Consider the following 18,262-nt stretch of genomic DNA (forward strand, 5'->3'; position numbering starts at 1 on the left):
CTCAGGCGGGCGTGGCTTCGGTGGCGGTGGCATCCGCTTCCTGGGCGGATGAGGCGGCATCGGCGGCGCGCTCCTCGGCGCGGGCCGGGCGGATCTGCCCGCGCTCCTTCACGAACACGATGCGCTCATCGGGCAGTTCGCTGTTGACGAAGCTGCGGAAGCGGTTGCGCACGGCCGGATTGGTCACGGCGGTCTTCCACTCGCACTGGTAGGTGTCGACCACGGCCTGCATCTGCGTCTCCAGCTCTTCGGCCAGGCCCAGGCTGTCCTCGATCAGCACCTTCTTCAGGTAGTCGAGCCCGCCCTCCAGGTTGTCGCGCCACGTGCTCGTGCGCTGCAGGCGGTCGGCAGTGCGCACGTAGAACATCAGGAAGCGGTCGATCAGCGCGATGAGCTGCGGCTTGCTCAGGTCGCTGGCGATCAACTCGGCATGGCGCGGCTTCATGCCGCCGTTGCCGCAGACGTAGAGGTTCCAGCCCTTGTCGGTGGCGATCACGCCCACGTCCTTGCCCTGGGCCTCGGCGCATTCGCGGGTGCAGCCCGAGACGCCGAACTTGATCTTGTGCGGCGCGCGCAGGCCCTTGTAGCGGTTCTCCAGCTCCACGGCCAGGCCGACCGAGTCCTGCACGCCGTAGCGGCACCAGGTGCTGCCCACGCAACTCTTCACGGTGCGCAGCGACTTGCCGTAGGCATGGCCGCTCTCGAAGCCGGCGGCGATCAGTTCTTCCCAGATCAGGGGCAACTGCTCCAGCCGGGCGCCGAACATGTCCACCCGCGCGCCGCCTGTCACCTTGGTGTAGAGGCCGTACTTCTTGGCCACCTGGCCGACGGCGATCAGGCCGTCGGGCGTGACCTCGCCGCCGGGCATGCGCGGCACGACGGAATAGGTGCCGTCCTTCTGGATGTTGCCCAGGAAGTAGTCGTTGCTGTCCTGCAGCTTGGCCAGCTCGGGCTTGAGCACGAAGTCGTTCCAGCACGAAGCCAGCACGCTCGCGGCCGTCGGCTTGCAGATGTCGCAGCCCAGGCCCTGGCCGTGCTTGGCCAGCAGTTCGTCGAAGGTCTTGATGCCGCCCACGCGCACCAGGTGGTACAGCTCCTGCCGCGAATGCGGAAAGTGTTCGCACAGGTGGTTGTTGACCGCCAGGCCGCGGCGGCTCATCTCGGCCTTCATCACCTGCGTGACCAGCGGCACGCAGCCGCCGCAGGTGGCGCCGGCCTTGGTGCAGGCCTTGAGCTGGCCGATGGTGCAGGCGCCGTCGCCCACCGCGGCGCAGATCTGCCCCTTGCTCACGTTGTTGCACGAGCAGATCTGCGCCGTGTCCGGCAGCGCGTCCACCCCCAGGCCGGGCTTGGCCTGGCCGTCGCTGGAGGGCAGGATCAGGAATTCGGGCGACTCCGGCAGCGCGATGCCGTTGAGCGCCATCTGCAGCAGCGTGCCGTACTCGTCGGCGTTGCCCACCAGCACCGCGCCCAGCAGCTTGGTGCCATCGGCGCTGACCACGATCTTCTTGTAGACCTGCTTGATCTCGTCCACGTACTGGAAGCTGCGGCTGCCGGGCGTGCGGCCGTGCGCGTCGCCGATGCTGGCCACGTCCACGCCCATCAGCTTGAGCTTGGTGCTCATGTCGGCGCCGGCGAAGGCGGCGTCGGCATCGCCGACCAAGTGGCGGGCGGCCACGCGGGCCATCTCGTAGCCGGGCGCGACCAGGCCGTAGAGCTGCTCGTTCCACGAGGCGCACTCGCCGATGGCGTAGATGTCGCGGTCGGCGCTGCGGCAGTGGGCGTCCACGGCGACGCCACCGCGGGGCCCGACGGCCAGGGCGCTCTGGCGGGCCAGGGCGTCCTGTGGCCGGATGCCGGCAGAGAACACGATCATGTCGGTCTCCAGCCAGGTGCCGTCGGAGAAGACCATGCGGTGCCGGGCGGTGGCGCCGTCGGTGATCTCCACCGTGTTGCGGCCGGTGTGCACCTGCACGCCCAGTGCCTCGATCTTGCTGCGCAGCACGCGGCCGCCGCCTTCGTCCACCTGAACCGCCATCAGGCGGGGGGCGAACTCGACGACATGCGTTTCCAGGCCCAGGTCGCGCAGCGCCTTGGCGCATTCCAGGCCCAGCAGGCCACCGCCCACCACCACGCCGCTCTTCGACTTGGCACCGGAGGCCTTCATGCCTTCCAGGTCCTCGATCGTGCGGTAGACATGGCAGTGTGGCCGTTCGCGGCCGGGCACCGGCGGCACGAAGGGCACGGAGCCGGTGGCCAGCACCAGCTTGTCGTACGGCAGCACCTCGCCATCGGCGGTGGTGACGGTGTTGTTGCGCCGCTCGATGGCCGCCGCGCGGGTGCCTAGGCGCAGCGAGAAGCCGCTGCGTTCGAAGAAGCCGGCCTCGACCAGCGACAGCTGCTCGGCCGTCTTGCCGCTGAAGTACTCGGACAGGTGCACGCGGTCGTAGGCAGGCCGCGGCTCTTCGCACAGCACGGTGACGTCTGCCTGGGAAATGGAGGACGCGGCGAGTTCTTCGAGGAACTTGTGGCCGACCATGCCGTGGCCAACAACGATGATTTTCATGAGGGGTCCTGCGCGCACCCTGCGGGCGGGAGGAGCCTGGGCCGGCCATTCAGGACCGGAGGACGCCGCCGCCAGAGCGAGGATGCAGATCGTGTGGGAACAACCGCGAGGGCAGGCGCCGACAGTGGCGCCGCTTGCGCGGGGTTCCGCCGGCATTGGCGGGGCGCTGGAGCCGCATCGGCGGCACTGCCGGGGCTCCGGTCAGAGCGCAGCAAGCTCTGTGCCAAAGAAAAAGCCCCCGTAGGCGGGGGCTTGGGTGGCCTGGCGGGCTTTGGCGCCCCGCCATGGGTTGTGCAGCGCACCAAAGATGGGCCCTCCGGCCCGGGCAGCCGCGCTTTCGATCAGAACGGCAGGCCGACGTAGTTCTCCGCCAGAACGCCCTTGGCCCGTTCGGAGGAGAGCAGGTAGTCCAGCTCGGTGCGCTGCAGTTCTGTGTCGTAGCCGCTGTTCTGCGGGAAGGTGTGCAGCATCGTCGTCATCCACCACGAGAAGCGCTGCGCCTTCCACACGCGCGCCAGGGCCTTGGCGGAGTACTGGTCGAGGCCGGTGGAGTCGCCCTTGAGGTAGTGGTCCACCATCGCGTGATAGAGGTAGTGAATGTCGGAGGCCGCCGTGTTCAGGCCGCGCGCGCCGGTGGGCGGCACGATGTGGGCGGCGTCGCCGGCCAGGAAGAGCCGGCCCCAGCGCATCGGCTCGGCCACGAAGGAGCGCAGCGGGGCGATGGACTTCTCGATGGAGGGCCCGGTCTGCAGACGGTCCGCTACCTCGGCCGGCAGCCGGCGCTGCAGCTCCGCCCAGAAGAGTTCGTCGCTCCAGGCCTCGACCGTGTCGGCGAGCGGCACCTGGATGTAGTAGCGGCTGAGCACCTGCGAGCGCATCGAGCACAGCGCGAAGCCTCGCTCGTGCCGCGCATAGATCAGCTCCGGCGAAACGGGCTTGGTGCGCGAGAGCACGCCCAGCCAGCCGAAGGGGTAGACCTTCTCGTACTCGCGCAGCACGTCCGCCGGGATCGACTTGCGGCTGACGCCGTGGAAGCCGTCCGCGCCGATGACGAAGTCGCAGTCGATGCGGATCACCTCGTCGCCCTTGCGGTAGCTGACCCAGGGCGCATCGGTGTCCAGATCGTGCGGCTTGACGTCCTGCGCGTCGTGCACCACCTGGCCCTGCGCACGGTCGCGCGCTTCGTACAGGTCGCGCGTCAGTTCGGTCTGGCCATAGACCACCACCGACTGGCCGCCCGAGTACTTGTGCAGGTCGATGCGGTCCATCTGGCCGTCGTGCGAGATGAAGAAGCCGTGGTGGATCTCGCCCTCGCGGTCCATGCGCTCGCCGCACTGGGCTTCGCGCATCAGTTCGGCAAAGCCATGCTCCAGCACTCCGGCGCGGATGCGCGCCAGCACGTAGTCGCGGCTGTGCCTTTCGAGCACCACGTTGCGGATGCCCTTGAGATCGAGCAGTTGGGACAGCAGCAGGCCGGAAGGGCCACCGCCAATGATGCAGACCTGGGTTTTCATGGATGCAGTCTCCTGGTTGGAACGGTCGCCAGCCCTCGCCGGCTGGCCCGAATCTTGGCGCTGCATCGCCCCGGCCGGAATGGATCGAACGCGTCCGTACTTGTACGATTCGAACATCATGCATGCCCCTGGCGCCAAGGCTCCCGCCATCCGTTCCTATGCGCTCTTCGGCGAGGCGGGCGACCTGCCCGACGTGCTGCACTGCGAGACCATCGCCGCCCGCTCCGTGCTGCACGACTGGGAGCTGGCGCGTCATCGCCACCATCGGCTGCACCAGCTGCTGTGGCTGCAGGAAGGGCAGGGCACGGCCTGGCTGGAGGCCGGTCCGGCGCCGCTGGGCCGCCACACGCTGGTGAACGTGCCGACCGGCGAGGTGCACGCCTTTGCCTTCTCTCCAGGCACGCAGGGCTGGGTGGTGAGCCTGCCGGACGAACTGGTGGACGCCCAGCTGGCTGCGATTCCCGAGGCGCGTTCGTTGCTCTCGCGCGCCTCGGCCCAGACCGTGGACGAGGCCAGCGCAGCCACGCTCGGCACGCTGCTGGCCGCGCTCACCGAGGCCTTCGTGGCGCCCATGCATCCTGCGCGCGCCCTGGTGCTGCGCGGTCTGGGCACCGCCGTGCTCGGCCTGGCGGCCCAGGCGCTGGGCGTGGCACAGGCCGAGGCGGTGGACTTGGCTGGATCGCGCCTGCTGCGGCGCTTCGAATCCTTGCTCGAACGGCATTTCGCCTCAGCTTGGCGGGTGAGCGACTACGCGGCCGCGCTGGCCGTCACGCCGACCCATCTGAGCCGCGTGGCCCGCGTCGCCACGGGCCTGCCCATCTCCCGTCTGGTCGACGCCCGGCGCATGCGCGAAGCCCGGCGCCACCTGGCCTACACCACGGCCAGCGTGACCGCCGTGGGCGAGGCTTTGGGCTTCGACGATCCGGCGCATTTCAGCCGCGTCTTCGCGCGTACCTGCGGCTGCTCGCCGCGGGCGTTCCGGGCTCGCGTGAGCCAGCCGGCCACGGTCGGCGAGGCGGCTGCCCCCACGACGGCAGCGGCGTAGGCACGCGTCAAAAAAGAAAAGGGCGCCAGAGGCGCCCACCGAAGGTTCGAGGTGCCGCCGGCGTCAACCGCCCGATGCCGGAGGCGTCGCGGGCGCGTCGGCGCAGCCGCCCTGGCCTGCGCGCAGCCCGCGCGTGTCATCACAGATGGTGCCCGCCGTGGTCCAGACCAGGTTTGCAGCGCCGTCGGTCTGGCTCGGCGTCAGCGTGACCGTGAGCGCGGTGCCCTTCTTGCTGGTGGCGCCGGTCGTGGCGGCGATGACGCCATTGGTGATACCGAAGCCGCCGGTGACATTCTTGGTGGCGGTGAAGGTCGACGGAATTCCGTTGGTTCCGGCATTGCAGCCGGTGAATGTGCCCAGGTCGGTGGCGCAGGCGACCACCGAACCTTTCAGGGGCGCCAATTCCGACATCGCCGCGGCGGCGCGGGCGCGCGAGGAATAGTCGGTGTATTGCGGAATGGCGACCGACGCGAGAATGCCCAGGACGGCAATGACGATCATCAACTCGATCAGGGTGAAGCCCCGCGAGCCGTGGCGCGAATGACGAATTTCCATGACAGATCAACTCCCTTTGAAATTCCGCTTCTGATTCTTGGAGCGGCGCTCAACAGGATATCAGCGGGATATTCGTCGTCCATCGGTGCGAATGGATGGGCGCTTATTTTTCTGCCAGAAATTTGGTCAAATTCAGCGAGCAATTAATTTGTGTTTATTTACGAATATTGATTGATCACGAATTGGTAACAGGCGCGCGGCGGCGGGGCGCCGCGCGCCTGCGTGGATCACGCATTCATGTCGAGCACGATGCGGCCCTGGATCTGGCCCTTGTGCATGCGGGCGAACACGTCATTGATGTTCTCCAGCTTGTCGGTCGCCACGGTGGCATGCACCTGGCCTCGCGCGGCGAAGTCCAGCGCCTCCTGCAGATCCAGCCGCGTGCCCACGATGGAGCCGCGCACCGTCACGCCGCGCAGCACCATGTCGAAGATGGGCAGCGGAAAGTCCCCCGGCGGCAGGCCGTTGAGCGAAACGGTGCCGCCGCGCCGCACCATGCCCAGTGCCTGCTCGAAGGCCTTGGGCGAGACGGCCGTCACCAGCGCACCATGCGCGCCGCCGATCTCCTTCTGCAGGAAGGCCGCCGGGTCGGTGGTCAAGGCATTGACGGTGACCGTGGCGCCCAGGGTGCGGGCCAGGGCCAGCTTGTCGTCGTCCACGTCCACGGCCGCCACGTTCAGGCCCATCGCGCGGGCGTACTGCACCGCCATGTGGCCCAGGCCGCCGATGCCGGAGATCACGACCCAGTCGCCCGGGCGCGTGTCGGTCACCTTCAGGCCCTTGTAGACGGTCACGCCGGCGCACAGCACGGGCGCGATCTCCACGAAGCCGACCTCCTTGGGCAGGTGGCCGACGTAGTTGGGATCGGCCAGTGCGTAGTCGGCAAAGCCGCCGTTGACCGAATAGCCGGTGTTGCTCTGCGATTCGCACAGCGTCTCCCAGCCGCCCAGGCAATGGGTGCAGCAGCCGCAGGCCGAATGCAGCCAGGGCACGCCCACGCGGTCGCCTTCCTTCACATGCTTGACGTTGCGGCCGATGGCGGCGACGAAGCCCACGCCTTCGTGGCCGGGAATGAAGGGCGGGTTGGGCTTGACCGGCCAGTCGCCCTCGGCGGCATGCAGGTCGGTGTGGCAGACGCCGGAGGCCTCGATCTTGACCAGGATCTGGTCGTCGGCGGGCGTGGGGACGGGGACTTCCTCGATGGTCAGCGGCTGGCCGAAGGCGCGGACCACCGCGGCTTTCATGGTCTTCTGGGACATGCTCGATTCCTTCCACAACAAGAAGAGAAGAGGCCGCCCGCGCCGGCCCTGTGGGGGGCGACGGGCGGCCGGGCACGCGAACGGGCGTCCGCGTGGACAGGCGTCACCTTAGGCCTGCCCCAGGCGGGGCAGGATGACCCATGTCAAAAGAAGCCCAGGGGCTGCTGGCTGTAGCTGACCAGCAGGTTCTTGGTTTGCTGGTAGTGGTCGAGCATCATCTTGTGGGTCTCGCGGCCGATGCCCGACTGCTTGTAGCCGCCGAAGGCCGCGTGCGCGGGATAGGCGTGGTAGCAGTTGGTCCACACGCGGCCGGCCTCGATGCCGCGGCCCATGCGGAAGGCGCGCGCGCCATCGCGCGTCCACACGCCGGCCCCCAGGCCGAAGAGCGTGTCGTTGGCGATCTCCAATGCTTCTTCCTCGGTCTTGAAGGTGGTCACCGAGAGCACCGGGCCGAAGATCTCCTCCTGGAAGATGCGCATCTTGTTGTGGCCCTTGAAGACCGTGGGCTCCACGTAGTAGCCGCCGGCCAGGCCGCCCTCGAAGGCCTTGCGGACGCCGCCGGTGAGGCATTGCGCGCCTTCCTGCAGGCCGATCTCGATGTACGAGAGGATCTTGTCCAGCTGCTCCTGCGAGGCCTGCGCGCCGATCATGGTGCTCTTGTCCAGCGGGTTGCCCTGCTTGATGGCCTTGACGCGCTGGAGGGCCCGCTCCATGAAGGCGTCGTAGATCGACTCCTGGATCAGCGCCCGGCTGGGGCAGGTGCAGACCTCGCCCTGGTTGAGCGCGAACATCGCGAAGCCTTCGAGCGCCTTGTCGAAGTAGCCGTCGTCGGCCGACATCACGTCCTCGAAGAAGATGTTGGGGCTCTTGCCGCCCAACTCCAGCGTGACCGGGATCAGGTTCTGGCTGGCGTACTGCATGATCAGCTTGCCCACCGGCGTCGAGCCGGTGAAGGCAATCTTGGCGATGCGCTTGCTGGTGGCCAGCGCCTTGCCGGCCTCGGTGCCGAAGCCGTTGACCACGTTCAGCACGCCCGGTGGCAGCAGGTCGCCAACGAGCTCCATCAGCACCAGGATCGAGGCGGGCGTCTGCTCGGCGGGCTTGAGCACGATGCAGTTGCCGGCGGCCAGCGCCGGGGCGAGCTTCCAGGCGGCCATCAGCAGCGGGAAGTTCCAGGGAATGATCTGGCCAACCACGCCCAGCGGCTCGTGGAAGTGGTAGGCCATGGTGTCGTGGTCCACCTCGGCGATGCTGCCTTCCTGCGCCCGCACGCAGCTGGCGAAGTAGCGGAAGTGGTCGACCGCCAGCGGCAAGTCGGCGGCCAGGGTCTCGCGCAGCGGCTTGCCGTTGTCGATGGTCTCGGCCACGGCCAGGGTCAGCAGGTTGGCCTCCATGCGGTCGGCGATCTTGAGCAGCACGTTGGCGCGGTCGGTGGCCGAGGTGCGGCCCCAGGCCTTCTTGGCGGCGTGGGCGGCGTCCAGCGCGGCCTCGATGTCCTTGTCGTTGGAGCGCGGGATGGTGCAGAACACCTGGCCGTCGATGGGCGAGACGTTCTCGAAGTACTGCCCGTCCACCGGCGCGACCCAGCGGCCGCCGATGTAGTTGCCGTACTGCTTCTTGAAGGGGTTGGCCACGCCGAGGTGGGCGATGTCTGCCATGTCCATGGTGCTTGTCTCCGGTTGGGTTGCCGCGCCGGGGTGGGCGGTGTGCTTGTGGGGCAAGCCATGTGCCAGCGCGGACGGCGCGGGTGTTCCTGGAAAAAACCTTTCAAAGACAGTTACTTGGCTGCAAGGCGCCCGCCGGCGCGCAGCCGTGCCGCTGTTCGCCCGGTGTGCCGCAATGGCACAGCTGTGGCGTGGCGGAACACCCCGTGGCAGCATGACGGGCTTCCTGCGGGGCGTCTTCGCGCCCGCTTCACGTCTTTCCCTCGCCTTCGGGCGCACTCCCATGTCCCTCATCCAGATCCGCAAGCGCAGCCTCACCATCGAGACCACCTACCACGAGGGCGGCCCGGCGCCCGCCCAACCGCTGAAGCTGGCGGCCGCCTGTGCGGTGATCCAGAACCCCTACGCCGGCCGCTACGAAGCCGACCTGATGCCCTTCATGGCCGAGCTGCGTGCCCTGGGCACCGAGCTGGCCATGGAGCTGGTGGAGGCCCTGGGCGGCAAGGACAAGGTCGAGGTCTACAGCAAGGCCGCCATCGTCGGCATCGACGGCGAGATGGAGCATGGCGCCGTCTGGCACGAGGCCGGCGGCTGGGCCATGCGCGAAGTGCTGGGCCAGCCCAAGGCCATGGTGCCGGCCAACAAGGCGGTGGCCGTGGCGGGCTACCGCCTGATGGTGCCGGTGCACTACATCCACGCCTCCTACGTCCGCAGCCACTTCAACAGCATCGAGGTCGGCATGCAGGACGCCCCGCGCCCGCGCGAGATCCTGTTCGCGCTGGTGATGGGCACCGGCGGGCGCGTTCATTCGCGCCTGGGCGGCCTGCTCAAGGAGAACGTGGCGGTCAACGACGGCCAGCGCTAACGCGCGGCAGGCGCGCGCCGTGGCCAGGCCCTGTGCCGCGGCTCAGCAGCGCGCTGGCATGAAGGCGGTGCTGCCGGGGCGCCCTTCGACGAACAGCTGGGACGTCGCCGCGGGCGACTTTGCCAGCAGGCGCCCCTTGCGATAGACGGCGAGCCGCGTGGCCCGCAGCCGGATCGCCTCCACCGGGTCGCGCGCCTGCAGCAGCACGAAGCTCGCGTCGCAGCCCGGCGCGATGCCGTAGCCGGGCAGGTGCATGAGCCGCGCCGCATTCGTGGTCACGGCCTCGAAGCACTGCTGGATGCCCGACTGGCTGGTCATCTGCGCCACATGCAGGCCCATGTGGGCCACCTCCAGCATGTCGCCCGAGCCCATGCCGTACCACGGGTCCATCACGCAGTCGTGGCCGAAGGCGACGTTCACGCCGGCGGCCATCAGCTCGGGCACGCGCGTCATGCCGCGGCGCTTGGGGTAGCTGTCGTGGCGGCCCTGCAGCGTGATGTTGATCAGCGGATTGGCGATCACGCTCACGCCCGCCTCGGCGATCAGCGGCAGCAGCTTGCTGACGTAGTAGTTGTCCATGCTGTGCATCGACGTGCAGTGCGAGCCCGTCACGCGGCCCTGCAGCCCCAGGCGCTGCGCGTGGAAGGCCAGCGTCTCGATGTGGCGCGACAGCGGGTCGTCCGATTCGTCGCAGTGCATGTCGACCAGCTTGCCTTCCTCGGCGGCGATCTCGCACAGCAGGCGCACGCTCTCGGCGCCGTCGGCCATGGTGCGCTCGAAATGGGGAATGCCCCCCACGATGTCCACGCCCTTGCGCAGGGCGCGGCGCAGGCTGTCGACGCCGCCGGCCGTGCGCAGCACGCCGTCCTGCGGAAAGGCCACCAGCTGCAGGTCGATGTAGGGCGCGACGCGGCGCTTGACCTCCAGCAGCGCATCGACGGCCAGCAGGCTGGGGTCGCTGGTGTCCACGTGGCTGCGAATGGCCAGCAGGCCCCGGGCCACGGCCCAGTCGCAGTAGGCCAGGGCGCGTTCGATCAGCGCCTCGGCCGTCAGCAGCGGCTTGAGCTCGCCCCACAGCGCGATGCCTTCGAGCAGCGTGCCGCTCTGGTTGACGCGCGGCAGGCCGTAGCTGAGCGTGGCGTCCATGTGGAAGTGCGGGTCGCAGAAGGGCGGTGCGACCAGAAGGCTGCCGGCGTCCAGCGTCTCGTGGGCCGGCGCATCGAGGCCGGTTGCCACCTCGACGATGCGGCCGTCCTGGACGGCGATGGACTGGCCGGCGCGGCCGTCGGGCAGGGTGGCGTGGGTGATGAGCAGGTCGAGCATGGGACGATCGGAAGACGGGGCGGGACAAGCGACGCAAGCGGCTTGCCAGCGTGGGCCGGGCTGTCGGATTCATGCAAGACAGCCCGGCGCGGGCTGCCTATTCTGGCCGGGCTTTTCTGCCCTCATTCACCCGGAGCATTCGACCATGCAGTTTGCCTACGCCATCTTCTACGTCCAGGACGTGGCCGCCACGCTCGACTTCTACGAGCGGGCTTTCGCTCAGCGCCGCCGCTTCCTCAGCCCCCAGGGCGACTACGGCGAGCTCGACACTGGCGGCACGGCCCTGGCCTTCGCCTCGCTGGGGCTGATGCGCAGCCTGGGCAAGTCGCCGCGGCCAGCCGAGCCTTCCGCACCGAGTGGCGAAATCGCCTTCACGACGACGGACGTTCCGGCGGCCGTCGCGCGCGCCGTGGCCGCTGGCGCATCGCTGGTGCGTGCGCCGCAGACCATGCCCTGGGGCCAGACCATCGCCTATGTGAACGACGCCGACGGTGTGTTGGTGGAGTTGTGCACGCCCGTGGCGCCGCCGTCGCCGGATCAGCCGTAGCCGGACGCGGTGGCGGTGCGCAGCATCTGGGCCTCGTGCCGCAACTGCGCTGGCGGCACTCCCATCCATCGCCGGCATTCGCGGCTCAGGTGCGCCTGGTCGGTGAAGCCGTGATCGGCGGCCACTTCCGCCAGAGGGGTCGGGCCTTCCAGCGAGCGCACGGCCTGGCGGATGCGCGCCAGTGAACGCCAGAACGCCGGAGGACGTCCAATGGCATGCGCCAGCAAGCGCTGCAGGCTGCGTTCGCCGACGCCCAGTGCCCGGACGGCGGCGGCCGTGCTCGTGGCCTCGGCGATCACGGCCAGGGCCTCGTCGACGCGTGGATCGGTGAGACAGAAGTCGGCAAGTCTCGGCGCGACCTGCCGGGCCAGCGTTTCGGCGTCGATGTGGGGGTCGACGCTCAGATGGGCCACCGCCTGCAGCAGCAGGGACGGCCTCACCTGCGTCCCCGGGCGCAGCCGCCAGCCGAACCAGCGGCCGCCACCGGGGCTGTCCACGCGGCGTGCGCAGTCGTCGAGCGGCGACACCTGCCAGTTCGCGGCCGCGGGCCCTTCGCCCCGGTGCAACACCAGGTCGCGGCAGCCGTCGGGCAGGATCAGGAAGCGCCCAGGCAGCGCGCCCTGGGAAGACCACGCCTCCAGGACCACGTCCGGCTGGGCGAGCCGGCTCACGTCCGCTGCCCTGGCCTGTCGCCCCGCGCGAGCCGGTAGAGCACGTGCCGCTGCAGCGGATGGCCTGCCGGCACGGCCGGATGGTCGAAGTCGTCCGCCTCGTCGTGCGTCATGCCCAGGCGTGCCATCAGCGTACGGCTGCGCTGGTTGCCGACCACCGTGAAGGCGACGATCTCGTCCAGGCCCAGTTCGTCGAAGCCGACCTGCAGTGCCAGGGCAGCGGCCTCGGCGGCCAGGCCACGGCCCCACCACGGCCGTGCGAGCCGCCAGCCGATCTCGACGCAAGGCGCGAAGGGCAGGGGCCACGCCGGCCGGTTCAGGCCGCACAGGCCGATGAAGGGGCCGTCGGCGCCGGCCGCCGCGAGCTCCACGGCCCAGAAGCCCCAGCCCTGGGCATCGATCAGGGCCTGGCAGCACTGCGCCATGGCATCGCTCGCGGCGCGGTCCATGGTCGAGAGGAACCAGGCCATCGTCTGCGCATCGGCGCTCATCGCGGCGAAAGGCGCCAGGTCGTCGGGCCGCCAGGGCCGCAGGCGCACGCGGGGGCCCTGGAGCCTGGCAGGGTCGATGGCGGTGCGCCGTGCGCCGGCCGTTGTCATGGGACGAGCATACGGCGCGCCGCCGCTCGCCCATGCGCCGAGGGACTCATCAGCGCTCGCCCTTGCGGTACGGCTTCATCAGGGCCTGCGGATAGCTGGCCTTGCGCGCCACCAGCACCAGCGCCAGGATCGACAGCACATAGGGCAGCATCAGGTAGACCTGATAGGGCAGGGCCGCGTCGCCGGCCTGCTGCAGCCGCAGCTGAAGCGCGTCGAAGAAGGCGAAGAGCAGGGCGCCCAGCAGGGCCTTGCCCGGCCGCCACGAGGCGAAGACCACCAGCGCCACGCAGATCCAGCCGCGGCCGTTGACCATGTTGAAGAAGAAGGCGTTGAAGGCCGACAGCGTGAGGAAGCTGCCCGCCACGCCCATCAGCGCCGAGCCGCCCACGATGGCCAGCGTGCGGGTCGCGGCCACCGACACGCCCTGGCTCTCCGCCGCCTGCGGGTTCTCGCCCACCATGCGCAGCGCGAGGCCTGCCGGCGTGCGGTAGAGCAGCCAGCCGACCACCGGCACGAGCAGCAGCGCCAGCAGCGTCATCGGGGTCTGCGCGTCCAGCACCGGAATCGGCAGCCAGTCCATGGGCGCAAAGGGCGTGACCGTGGGCGGCGTGCTCACCTTGGGAAAGCTCACCCGGTAGCCGTAGTAGGACAGCGAGGTCGCCAGCAGCGTGATGCCCAGCCCGCACACATGCTGCGACAGCGCCAGGCCCACGGTCAGCCAGGCATGCAGCAGCCCGAAGACGGCGCCGACCAGGGCCGCCACCACCACCCCCAGCCACAGCGGCGCGCCGGCGTACACCGCCAGCCAGCCGCCGAAGGCGCCGGCCACCATGATCCCTTCGATGCCCAGGTTGAGCACGCCGGCCCGCTCGCACAGCAGCACGCCCAGCGTGCCCAGGATGAGCGGTGTCGCAATGCGCAGCAGGGCCACCCAGAAGGAGGCCTGCGCCACGATGTCGAACACATCGCTCATCGCGACCACCTCAGCCGGAACTGCGTGAACAGCGCCGCCACCAGCACCGACAGCAGCGAGGCGGCCACGATCACATCGGCGATGTAGGTCGGCACGCCCACGGCGCGGCTCATCGAATCGGCGCCGACCAGCACGCCGGCCACGAACACGGCCGCGGCCACCACGCCCAGCGGATGCAGGCCCGCGAGCATGGCGATCACGATGCCGGTGTAGCCATAGCCGGGCGACATGTCGAGCGTGACGTAGCTGGTGCGGCCCGCCACTTCGACCGCACCGGCCAGGCCGGCCAGCGCGCCCGAGAGCAGGGCGGTGAGCACCACGGTACGTGTGACCGGCACGCCGGCGAAGGCGGCGGCACGCGGGTTGGCGCCCAGCGCGCGGATGTCGAAGCCCAGCACCGTGTGCTTGAACAGCAGCCACACGCCCACCGCCAGCACCAGCGCGCCAAGCAGGCCGCTGTGCACCCGCGTCTGCGGAATGAGCTTGGACAGTTCCAGGTCTGACTGCAGTGCCACGCTCTGCGGCCAGCCCATGGCCGTCGGATCCTTCATCGGGCCGTCGAGCAGCGCGCCGACGGCCAGCAGCAAGATGAAGTTGAGCAGCAGCGTGGTCACCACCTCGTCCACGCCCAGGCGGCTCTTCATGAGCGCCGGGCCCAGCAGCAGCAGCGCGCCCGCCAGCGCGGCGGCCAGGAACATCAGCGGCAGCAGCACCGCCACCGGCCACTCCAGGCCCGTGCCGTCGTGCATGCCGCCGATGGCGACGGCCGCCAGCGCGCCGGCGTAGAGCTGGCCTTCGGCGCCGATGTTGAACAGCCGGGCCCGGAAGGCCACCGCCGCCGACAGGCCGGTGAGGATCAGCGGAATGGCCCGCGTCAGCGTCTCGCTCAGCGCGAAGACCGAGCCGAAGCCGCCCGAGAGCAGCAGCCCGTAGGTGCGGCCCACGGGCGCGCCGGCCCACAGCACCAGCAGGGCGCTGACCAGCAGCGTGAAGGCGATCGCGCCCACCGGCGCCAGCACCAGGGCCGTGCGCGAAGGCTGGGTACGTCGTTCGAGCCGCATCGTCATGCGGGCGTCCTTTCCGTTTCGCCGGCCATCGCCAGGCCGATGGCCTCGCGCGTCCAGGCCTCGGCCGGCCGCGTGGGCGTGAGGTGGCCGCCGTGCATCACGGCGACCTGGTCGCCCAGCGCCAGCACCTCGTCGAGGTCGTCCGAGATCAGCAGCACCGCCGCGCCCGCGTCGCGTGCCGCGATCAGCTGCCGCTGCACATAGGCCACGGCGCCGATGTCCAGGCCCCAGGTCGGCTGGTGCGCGACGATCAGGCGCGGTACTTCATTCGACGAGGCATCGGGCGCCGTCAGTGCCCGGCCGAGGATGAGCTTCTGCATGTTGCCGCCCGACAGCGAGCGGGCCGGCACATCTAGCCCGCCGCCGCGCACATCGAAGGCCTGCTGGATGCGCGCCGCATGGGCGCGGGCCGCGGCGCGGCGCACCCAGCGCAGGCCGGGCAGCAGCCGGCGCGAGAACGCCGGCGTGCGCAGGCGCTCGGCCACGGCGTTCTCCCACACCGGCAGGTCGCCGACCACGCCGACGGCGTGGCGGTCTTCGGGGATGCGCGCAACGCCCTGGGCCACGAGCCCGGCAGGCTGTGCCAGGAGCGGCGCAGCGAGCAGTTGGAGCCGGCCGGACTGCGCCTTGCGCGTGCCGCAGAGCAGCTCGGCCAGCGCGACCTGGCCGTTGCCGGAGACGCCAGCGATGGCAGTGATCTGCCCCGCGCGCAGCGTGAGCGACACCGCATGCAGCGCGCCCGCGGCGCCCTCGGTGCTCACGCCGTCGAGCACGCACACCTCGACGCCGGCAGCGGATGCCGGCTGCCGCACCGGCGCCTCCACCGCATGCCCCACCATCCATTGCGCGAGCTGCGCCTGCGTGGTGTCGCCGGCCCGCGCCTCGGCCACCAGCCGGCCCTGGCGCAGCACGGCCACGCGGTGCGACACCCGCAGCACCTCGCCCAGCTTGTGGCTGATGAAGATGATCGAGAGGCCCTGCGCCACCATCTGGCCCAGCGTGTCGAACAGCGCCTCGCTCTCCTGCGGCGTGAGCACCGCCGTGGGCTCGTCCAGGATCAGGATGCGTGCGCCGCGGTACAGCGCCTTGAGGATCTCCACCCGCTGCCGCTCGCCGACCGACAGCGTGGCCACGCGCGCGTCCGGCGCCACCGGCAGCCCGAAGCGACGGGCCACGGTCTCCAGCCGCTCGCGCGCCGCCGCGCGGCGGGTGAAGGGCTGCCACAGCGGCTCGCTGCCCATCACGATGTTGTCGAGCACGCTGAGGTTGTCGGCCAGCGTGAAATGCTGGTGCACCATGCCGATGCCGGCCGCCAGCGCCGCCTGCGGATGGCCGGGTGGCAGCGGCTGGCCGAAGGCCTCGATGCGGCCCTCGTCGGCCACGTAATGGCCGAACAGGATGGACATCAGCGTGGACTTGCCGGCGCCGTTCTCGCCCAGCAGCGCCAGCACTTCGCCGGCGTGCAGCGTGAGCGAGATGGCGTCGTTGGCCACCAGCGGGCCGAAGCGCTTGGTGATGCCCGAGAGCCGCAGCACCGGCGCACCGCCGGCCGGGCTCAGGGCTTCCATTGCGCGAGGAAGGCCATCAGCACCTGGGCCGAGTTGTCGGCCGCCAGGCGCATGAAGGTGCCCATCTCGTTGGCGCCTTCGCCGCCGCCGGCCAGGTCGCTGAGCGAGCGGAAGGCGAGGTAGGGCACGCCGTTGGCATGGGCCACCATGCCCACCGCCGCCGTCTCCATGTCCAGGACGTTGGCCTGGAAGGTGGCGTAGGTGTATTCGCGGAAGGCCTTGTTGTCCATGAAGGTCTGGCCCGACACGCCGTTGCCGCCGACCACCAGGCGCGGCGCATGCCGGAGGCAGGTACCGGCGGCGCAGGCCGCCAGGTCCACCTTCATGGTGCGCGCTGCGGCCAGCATGCCCGGGTCCACCTCGAACCAGAAGCGCCGCGTGACCTGCGGCTGCGCCGCGGAGCGGAACTCCACCGGCCGCGGGAACATCATGCCGAAGTTGGGCAGCGTGGCGTCCTGGATGAAGGGCGGCTTCTCGTAGCGGCCGGGCGCCACCTCCTTCGCCATCAGCACTTCCAGGTACTGGCCCCACTGGGCCGGCACCGTGACGTCGCCGATGGAGAGGTTGGGGTTCACGCCCCCGGCGATGCCGCTGAACACCACATGGCTGACCTTGAAGCGGTCCAGCGCCAGCTGGGTGTTCATGGTGGCATTCGTCATGCTGATGCCCGACAGGAACAGCACCACCGGCCGCCCCTGCAGCGTGCCGGTGTGGAACTCCACGCCATTGATGCGCGTGGTGCGCGCGTCCTGCAGCTTCTGGCGCAGCAGCACCAGCTCGGGCTCGAAGGCCGACATGACCGCGATGCGCGGGGTGTCGGTGACAGGAGGCGGCCCCATGCCGGCACAGCCGGCGAGGGCGGCGCTGGCCGCAAGGGCCAGCAGGAATCGGCGGAAGCTGTTCATGCGGCCAGGGGCCTCACTTGGACGACTTGGGCTGGCGGTCGTCGATCTTGACGCTGTACTTGCCCGACAGGATCTCCGCCTCGCGCGCCTTGACCTTGGCGACCAGGTCGGCCGGTACCTTCTTCTCGAAGGTGCCCAGCGGGGAGAGTTCGGAGCCCTTGTATTGCATCTGCGAGTAGGGGCCGTAGTCCTCGGCCTTGAACTGGGCGTCCTTGACCAGCTTGATGGCGCGGTCGACGGAGGGCTCCATGTTCCACAGCGCCGACACCACCACCGTGTCGGGGTACTGGGGCTGCGTGTTGATCACGTTGCCGATGGCCAGCACCTTGCGCTCCTTGGCCGCGTCGCTCACGCCGAAGCGCTCGGCGTACATGATGTCCGCGCCCTTGTCGATCATGGCGAAGGCGGCCTCCTTGGCCTTGGGCGGATCGAACCAGCTGTTGATGAAGCTCACGCTGAACTCGACCTTGGGATTCACTTCCTTGGCGCCGGCCATGAAGGCATTCATCAGGCGGTTGACCTCGGGGATCGGGAAGCCGCCGACCATGCCGATCTTGTTCGACTTGGTCATGCCGCCAGCGATCATGCCGGTGAGGTAGGCGGGCTCCTGGATGTAGTTGTCGAAGACGCTGAAGTTGGGCGCCTGCGGCTTGCCGGAGGAGCCCATCAGGAACATGGTCTTGGGGAAGTCCTTGGCCACCTTGCGGGCCGCGGCCTCGACGGCGAAGGCCTCGCCCAGGATCAGCTGGTTGCCGGCGGTGGCGTACTCGCGCAGCACGCGCTCGTAGTCGGCGTTGGCCACGTTCTCGGTGGCCTTGTACTCGATCTCGCCGCGGGCCTCGGCCGCCTTGAGCGCCTTGTGGATGCGGCCCACCCATTGCTGCTCGAAGGGCACGGTGTAGACCGCGGCCACCTTGAGCTTGGACTGGGCGAATGCGAACTGCGGCAACCCGACCGCGACAAGCCCCGCCAGGGCGGCGGCACTCAGGATCAGGGGACGGCGCTGGATCATCTTTCTCACTCCTCGTTGATGGGTGTTGGACAAGCAGGATTGGTGCCGGCTGGGCCGGGTACGTATGACATGAAGGCCAGGCTGGACCAGTGGGGCGGTGCGGCTCACAGTTACGGCTGAGCCCGCCTA

The 18,262-nt window shown here is 69.7% G+C and carries 16 protein-coding genes; 3 read left to right on the forward strand and 13 right to left on the reverse strand.

Translation table 11 applies throughout. From position 1 onward, the window contains the following. Nucleotide 1 precedes the first annotated feature (1 nt). Nucleotides 2-2,566: a nitrite reductase large subunit NirB gene (gene nirB, locus L0984_RS00780; RefSeq protein WP_234191888.1), complete on the reverse strand. Its 2,565-nt coding sequence runs from the start codon at nucleotides 2,564-2,566 to the stop codon at nucleotides 2-4. A gap of 341 nt (nucleotides 2,567-2,907) precedes the next feature. Beyond that, nucleotides 2,908-4,080: a 4-hydroxybenzoate 3-monooxygenase gene (gene pobA / locus L0984_RS00785; protein WP_234191889.1), complete on the reverse strand. Its 1,173-nt coding sequence runs from the start codon at nucleotides 4,078-4,080 to the stop codon at nucleotides 2,908-2,910. 118 nt (nucleotides 4,081-4,198) lie between these two features. Between pobA and L0984_RS00790 the strand changes: the two genes are divergently transcribed. Next, complete coding sequence (locus L0984_RS00790; protein WP_234191890.1) at nucleotides 4,199-5,125, forward strand: helix-turn-helix domain-containing protein; 927 nt, start codon at nucleotides 4,199-4,201, stop codon at nucleotides 5,123-5,125. A 63-nt stretch (nucleotides 5,126-5,188) separates the two neighbouring features. On the opposite strand, the gene L0984_RS00795 is transcribed toward L0984_RS00790, so the two are convergent. The 3 genes from L0984_RS00795 to adh all read right to left on the reverse strand — a co-directional run bounded on the left by L0984_RS00795 (nucleotide 5,189) and on the right by adh (nucleotide 8,603). Then, nucleotides 5,189-5,680 carry a pilin gene (locus L0984_RS00795; RefSeq protein ID WP_304303988.1) on the reverse strand — a complete coding sequence of 164 codons (492 nt, stop codon included), beginning with the start codon at nucleotides 5,678-5,680 and terminating at the stop codon, nucleotides 5,189-5,191. 227 nt (nucleotides 5,681-5,907) lie between these two features. Beyond that, nucleotides 5,908-6,939 (reverse strand): alcohol dehydrogenase AdhP, encoded by a 1,032-nt coding sequence (gene adhP / locus L0984_RS00805; protein WP_234191891.1) that lies wholly within the window; start codon nucleotides 6,937-6,939, stop codon nucleotides 5,908-5,910. A gap of 143 nt (nucleotides 6,940-7,082) precedes the next feature. Beyond that, entirely contained in the window at nucleotides 7,083-8,603 is a 1,521-nt protein-coding gene (gene adh / locus L0984_RS00810) for an aldehyde dehydrogenase (RefSeq protein WP_234191892.1), read from the reverse strand. Nucleotides 8,604-8,886: 283 nt separating this feature from the next. Here adh and L0984_RS00815 point away from each other — a divergent pair, with 283 nt between their 5' ends. Then, on the forward strand, nucleotides 8,887-9,468 hold the full coding sequence (locus L0984_RS00815) for an amino acid synthesis family protein (RefSeq protein ID WP_234191893.1): 582 nt from the start codon (nucleotides 8,887-8,889) through the stop codon (nucleotides 9,466-9,468). A 42-nt stretch (nucleotides 9,469-9,510) separates the two neighbouring features. Here the strand turns inward: L0984_RS00815 and L0984_RS00820 are convergent, their stop codons facing one another. Beyond that, on the reverse strand, nucleotides 9,511-10,791 hold the full coding sequence (locus L0984_RS00820; RefSeq protein WP_234191894.1) for an amidohydrolase family protein: 1,281 nt from the start codon (nucleotides 10,789-10,791) through the stop codon (nucleotides 9,511-9,513). Between the two features lie 145 nt (nucleotides 10,792-10,936). On the opposite strand from L0984_RS00820, the gene L0984_RS00825 reads away from it, so the two are divergent. Beyond that, the gene (locus L0984_RS00825; protein WP_234191895.1) at nucleotides 10,937-11,338 is read left to right on the forward strand and encodes a VOC family protein; all 402 of its coding nucleotides are present in this window, start codon (nucleotides 10,937-10,939) and stop codon (nucleotides 11,336-11,338) included. On the opposite strand, the gene L0984_RS00830 is transcribed toward L0984_RS00825, so the two are convergent. The 7 genes from L0984_RS00830 to L0984_RS00860 are packed head-to-tail and all read right to left on the reverse strand — an operon-like array spanning nucleotide 11,329 to nucleotide 18,133. Then, entirely contained in the window at nucleotides 11,329-12,009 is a 681-nt protein-coding gene (locus tag L0984_RS00830; RefSeq protein WP_234191896.1) for a helix-turn-helix domain-containing protein, read from the reverse strand. The genes L0984_RS00825 and L0984_RS00830 overlap by 10 nt on opposite strands. Then, nucleotides 12,006-12,608: a GNAT family N-acetyltransferase gene (locus L0984_RS00835; protein ID WP_234191897.1), complete on the reverse strand. Its 603-nt coding sequence runs from the start codon at nucleotides 12,606-12,608 to the stop codon at nucleotides 12,006-12,008. The genes L0984_RS00830 and L0984_RS00835 overlap by 4 nt, the downstream gene beginning before the upstream one ends. Nucleotides 12,609-12,657: 49 nt before the next feature. After that, entirely contained in the window at nucleotides 12,658-13,581 is a 924-nt protein-coding gene (locus tag L0984_RS00840) for an ABC transporter permease (RefSeq protein ID WP_234191898.1), read from the reverse strand. Then, complete coding sequence (locus L0984_RS00845) at nucleotides 13,578-14,642, reverse strand: ABC transporter permease (protein ID WP_234192748.1); 1,065 nt, start codon at nucleotides 14,640-14,642, stop codon at nucleotides 13,578-13,580. The genes L0984_RS00840 and L0984_RS00845 overlap by 4 nt, the downstream gene beginning before the upstream one ends. A gap of 2 nt (nucleotides 14,643-14,644) precedes the next feature. Beyond that, the gene (locus tag L0984_RS00850; protein WP_234191899.1) at nucleotides 14,645-16,216 is read right to left on the reverse strand and encodes an ABC transporter ATP-binding protein; all 1,572 of its coding nucleotides are present in this window, start codon (nucleotides 16,214-16,216) and stop codon (nucleotides 14,645-14,647) included. Then, nucleotides 16,204-17,121, reverse strand: coding sequence for a 5'-methylthioadenosine/S-adenosylhomocysteine nucleosidase (locus L0984_RS00855; RefSeq protein ID WP_234191900.1), 918 nt, complete (start codon nucleotides 17,119-17,121; stop codon nucleotides 16,204-16,206). Before L0984_RS00855 ends, L0984_RS00850 begins: the two co-directional genes overlap by 13 nt. Nucleotides 17,122-17,134: 13 nt before the next feature. Continuing rightward, nucleotides 17,135-18,133, reverse strand: a complete 999-nt coding sequence (locus L0984_RS00860) for a BMP family protein (RefSeq protein ID WP_234191901.1) — start codon at nucleotides 18,131-18,133, stop codon at nucleotides 17,135-17,137. Nucleotides 18,134-18,262: the final 129 nt, after the last annotated feature.

This window comes from Pseudacidovorax sp. NFM-22 (genome assembly GCF_021401245.1).
Lineage (GTDB): Bacteria > Pseudomonadota > Gammaproteobacteria > Burkholderiales > Burkholderiaceae_C > Xenophilus.